The sequence below is a fragment of the Streptomyces sp. NPDC088354 genome (assembly GCF_044753585.1).
GTDB lineage: Bacteria > Actinomycetota > Actinomycetes > Streptomycetales > Streptomycetaceae > Actinacidiphila.
Window position 1 is genome coordinate 1 of the sequence record NZ_JBIVNJ010000110.1, and the last position, 4850, is coordinate 4850.

Below are 4850 nucleotides of genomic sequence, written 5' to 3' on the forward strand. Positions count from 1 at the left end.
GCTGGCTGGACCTGGCCACCCGCGAGGTCGTCGGCTACGCCATGGCCGACCACCACCGCGCCGAGCTGGTGGTGGTCGACGCTCTCGACACGGCCCACGGCCGGGGCGGACTCGAGCCCGGCTGCGTGGTTCATAGCGATCGCGGCAGCGAATACACCTCCACCCAGTTCCGTTAAGGCATAGGGAAGTTGGGGCTGAGGCAGAGCTGCGAACGCACCGGATCCTGCTTCGACAACGCGGCCGCGGAAAGCTTCTGGGCCCTGCTCAAAGAAGAGATCGGCACCCGTACCTGGCCCGACCGGGCCACCGCCCGCGCCGAGGTCTTCTCCTTCATCGAGACCTTCTACAACCGCCGCCGCCTACGCAAGCACCGCACGTTCGGCAACCTCACCCCGGCCGAGACCAGGCAACGGCACCAGCACGCCCTCGCGGCATAACAATCACGTGTCCGAGATCACGGGGAAACTTCAGGCTGCACGTTTTCACCGAGCTGAAGAACCGCGGCCTGGACGACGTGCTGATGCTGGTCTGCGACGGACTCAAGGGCCTTCCCGACGCCGTCGAGGCCGTCTGGCCTCGCACGATTGTCCAGACGTGCGTGGTTCACCTGCTGCGGAATTCGTTCCCATACGCGGCCCGTCAGGACTGGGACAAGGTCGCAGGGGCCCTCAAGCCCGTCTACACCGCACCCAGCGAGGACGCCGCCACCGAGCGGTTCCTGGAATTCCAGGAGTCCTGGGGCCGCAAGTATCCGGCGATCGTGAAGCTGTGGTCGGACGCCTGGGCCGAGTTCGTACCCTTCCTTGCCTTCGACGTCGAGATACGCAAGGTCATCTGCAGCACGAACGCGATCGAGAGCGTCAACGCCCGCATCCGCAGGGCCCTCCGCGCCCGTGGACACTTCCCCAACGAAGCAGCCGCCCTCAAGTGCATCTACATGGCACTGATGAGCCTGGACCCGACGGGCAGGGGCCGCAAGAGGTGGACCATGCGCTGGAAGGCACCACTCAACGCCTTCCAGATCGCGTTCGAGGGCCGCCTGACCCCGAGCAACAACTGACACTCAACAAGCAGGATCAGCCGTTAAATTGACACACCCGACACTGCCTTCCTCGGCCCCGCCGGAACCCTCTGCTGCTACAAACGCTTCCGCAGGCTCACCATGTAGAACACGGTCTAAAGTAGGGGCGCCGGCAGCGATGTGATCGACCGGCAGGGGGTCTCTGCGGCGGCGTGGCGCTGCCTTGGTGGCGTCAGCCAGGTTTGGCGCAGGGGACGGAAGGAGCCTGACGGTGTCGGCGACGTACTGCTAGGCCGTGGCGATCCCAATGCTGAAATCTCCCGCGAGTGCGCGCAGCGCGGATGTGCCAGCGCCAGGGCGCTCAGGGAGCACCGAGATCAGGCTCTGTTCCGCCCGGCGACGTCGTTCCAGGAGACAGAACGGAAAGTGACTGGCGCTGCGGAGCTTGAGAATGGACCAACTCGACGGTGCCGGCCCACGTGCCCGACTCACACGGGCGTTGTCCATTGCGGTGCTTGACAGATTCGCCGCTGACGGGCCGACACGCGCCATCACAGTGGGCATCTTCTCTGCGGACATGATCCCGTCGATGGACGTCTTGACCATCGCGCGCAACAGATCAGGCTCGCAGTCGCGAAGTTCTCCTCGGCCAGGGCGCTCAGCGGCGCAGTGTCAAGTGCGGTGATCGTGCTGATCGCCTTCGAAGCCTCGACGCTTCAAGGATCAGTTGGTGGGCTGGCCATCCTCTATTCGGACCCCCACCCCGGCGCCCGGGTAAACACCCGGATCGGGTGGGAACCCGTATACCCCTTCCAAGGGCGCAGACCAGACCGCTGAAACCTGTCTTGACAAGAGGCCATCCGCTGCCTGAAGGAGTACTTGACGATCCCCGAGCCAACCTCCGCCTGCCTCGCCCCTATGGAACCCATAGGGGCGAGGGATCTGCCCCATGCGCTGGTTGAGTGGATCACCTTGCGGACCATCACCTGAGGGGGTGTCCGCTCGCGGGGTGCCAGCCTCAACCTTCGCGTTGCGAACCCTCATTGTCCTGGGCACGTGCGCCTCCTTGGTAACGGGCGCAGTGGCCGACTGCGAGGTGTGGTCAGCGTGCTGATCGATCGTGGGTCGATTTCTCGGGGGAACAGCAGGTGGAGTTCTCATATCAGGGCGCTCATCCCCCAAAGGCGCAGCAATCGGGAGAGCCTTCACCGCTTCCCAGAACGCAACGGTCACGGTGCTGTTGCTGACAATACAGTTTCCGTTCTCGCTATCGTTCCAGACTCGTGTATCAGCATGAGAATGTACCTGCGCCCAAACTATCCGCAGCACACTGAACCACGACTTCAGATCGGCACACCGCAATAGCCTATGGTGCGCCGGTCAATCCGGGCCAAGGGGACGCAACAGCCTGACAGCTGCTCTCATAAGATGGATAAGATGGCACGTCCTTACTACTTGGTAGCCCGCTGGTTCTATCTACTGAGTCACGCCATCTCTTAAAATTTGTCGCGTTTGCAATGGCCCCTGAGGCTCCAGTCTCGACGCGGCAGAGTCGGTGTGCGCATAATGACCTGAGTTGTATTACGAATGATCGGACGACGGGCGGACAGGGAAGCGTTTTCCGATTCACGCTACTCGTTCGTTAAGTTATTTCCACTCTTCGCCGGATCTCAATCTGCAGGAACTTTCGCTGGCATGGGTGACTATGGCGGCTGGAGTGAAGGGGTCGATCGTGGTTTTGTGGATCAAAAATAATTGCATCCACCAGGTCTGGAGGCGCTGGGACGGCGCTTCAATGACTAGCTCTTCTTGGCGACTGGCCGAGCGTATTTTCGTTAGCTTCTTCATGAGTAATGAGAGATTTCAATCACATGAATATCAAGGTGCTGGCACTCCCGGCCGCGATGTTGACAGCCCTCTGTACGCTCGCAGGATGTTCGATCAGCGGCGATGATGACCTGGAAATGGGGATCACCGATAAGGTAACTTCCATTGATCCTGCCGCTGGATACGACGTTGGTTCCTGGATTGTCTTCAATAGCGTATTCCAGACACTGTTGAGCTACCCTCAGGGAGGCACGCAACCAGAGCCCGAAGTCGCTCAAAATTGCGAATTTGCTGACGCGCAAAGGAAGACGTTTGCCTGCACGCTCCGCCCGGGATTGACGTTCAGTAACGGTGACTCGCTCACCTCCGAGGATGTCAAGTTCTCGTTCGAACGAACTTTGAAGATCAATGACGAGAACGGTCCTGCTGTGCTGTTGGGCTCGATAGAGGCTATTGACGCGCCATCGGACAACCGAGTTATCTTCCACCTGAAATACCCCGACGCAACATTTCCCTCGAAGATAGCGTCCGGCGCCGGCTCGATTGTTGATCATCGGGAATATCCTGCAGATAAACTCCGGACGGACAGTGCGGCGACTGGGTCGGGACCTTTCGTGCTCGACGCGTATGTAGAGGGGGAGTATGCCTCTTTTTCGGTTAACAGCCGCTATCGAGGCCCGTCTGCCGTCCAAAATTCTGGCGTGAAGATGCGTTTCTATGATGGCGAGATTTCTCTCAAGAATGCCCTTTTGAGTGGTGAGGTAGATTTTGCATACCGCGGCCTGGCTCAGGCCGATGTCGCCAATTTCCAAAATAAGGATATGGCAGGAAACGCTGGCATACAAGTAATTGAGGGGACTGGAACCGAGGTTCAGCACCTCGTTTTCAATGTCAAGGATCCCGCTGTCGGAAGCAGGGCTGTACGGCGTGCCGTCGCGTACCTGATTGACCGCGATGACATAGTCAGTAATACGTACCACCGTACAACGAGCCCGCTTTACTCCATGATCCCTCAGGGTGTCGTCGGACATGACAACGCCTTCTTCGACCGTTACGGACGAGGCGGCAACAAGAGTAAAGCCGCAAATGAGCTTACTGAAGCGGGAATTACTGGCAAAGTCAGCTTCACTCTCTGGGCCACGCCGGTACGTTTCGGCTCTGGCACGGTTGCCGAAGCTGAGGCGATTGCCCAGCAACTCAACTCTAGTGGCCTATTCGATGTCTCTGTAAAGACCGCTGATTCTGACGAGTACCTCAAGGGAATCGAGGCTGGAAAGTATCCCGCTTTTATTAGAGGTTGGGTCCCTGATTACCCGGATCCGGATAATTTCACCTCCCCATTCTTCGGTGATGAAAACGTCCTGGATAATAACTACATCAATAAGAGGATCAGTGAGGAGTTGATCCCGCGGACTGCTGCTCAGGCCGACCGGGCGGACGCCGTGAATGATCTTCGCGAGATTCAAGACATAGTATCCAAGGATGTGCCGCTCATCCCGCTGTGGCAGAGCAAACAGTACATTGTGGCAAGAGGAGGAATTACCGGCCTTGAGTCCACTCTCGACGCCTCAACCGTCTTCCGTCTTTGGAACATTGGAGAGAAAAACGAAGGTTCCTGGTGGTAGTCCGGATTGCTGCCAAGAGCTCGTAGCGGGATCTTGTGAAAGTGGGCTGGTGGGGCGTAACCGATGTGATGATTCGGTCGTCCGTGGGGGAGGGGCCTCGAGCGTGGATCTGGACGATGAGTTGTGAGCGCTGATCGAGCCGTTACTCCGATGTCGCCGTGGCCGGGGCGGTCCCCCAAGGGGGGTGCCTCTATGTCCTTCGTCAAGCCTGTGCTGGTCAGGCGGTGGCTGTTGCGGAAGGGCGCGGTTTGTAGAAGGTCCCGTCGCGGAGCGTGGCGAAGGGGACGCTGATGCGTTGGCGGGCGAGTCGGAGGAGGGCCTGGGTGTGGGTTTTGCCTCGCTCTCGGCAGCGGTCGTAGTAGGCGCGTGACGGGGGG

Annotated in this window: 3 protein-coding genes and 2 pseudogenes; 4 read left to right on the forward strand and 1 reads right to left on the reverse strand. The window is 59.5% G+C overall.

The annotated features are described in order from the left end of the window. The first annotated feature begins 11 nt into the window (after positions 1 to 11). The 4 genes and pseudogenes from ACIP98_RS41860 (at position 12) to ACIP98_RS41875 (ending at position 4473) form a co-directional block, all read left to right on the forward strand. A complete protein-coding gene (locus ACIP98_RS41860; protein ID WP_401982075.1) occupies positions 12 to 176 on the forward strand; it encodes a hypothetical protein in 165 nt (54 codons plus the stop codon). A gap of 12 nt (positions 177 to 188) precedes the next feature. Then, a complete protein-coding gene (locus ACIP98_RS41865; RefSeq protein WP_401982070.1) occupies positions 189 to 437 on the forward strand; it encodes an integrase core domain-containing protein in 249 nt (82 codons plus the stop codon). 11 nt (positions 438 to 448) lie between these two features. Beyond that, a pseudogene (locus ACIP98_RS41870) lies at positions 449 to 1060 on the forward strand (transposase); the annotation flags it as partial. Between the two features lie 1832 nt (positions 1061 to 2892). Continuing rightward, positions 2893 to 4473: an ABC transporter substrate-binding protein gene (locus tag ACIP98_RS41875; protein WP_401982073.1), complete on the forward strand. Its 1581-nt coding sequence runs from the start codon at positions 2893 to 2895 to the stop codon at positions 4471 to 4473. Positions 4474 to 4690: 217 nt separating this feature from the next. Here the strand turns inward: ACIP98_RS41875 and ACIP98_RS41880 are convergent. Next, a pseudogene (locus ACIP98_RS41880) lies at positions 4691 to 4850 on the reverse strand (IS110 family transposase); the annotation flags it as partial.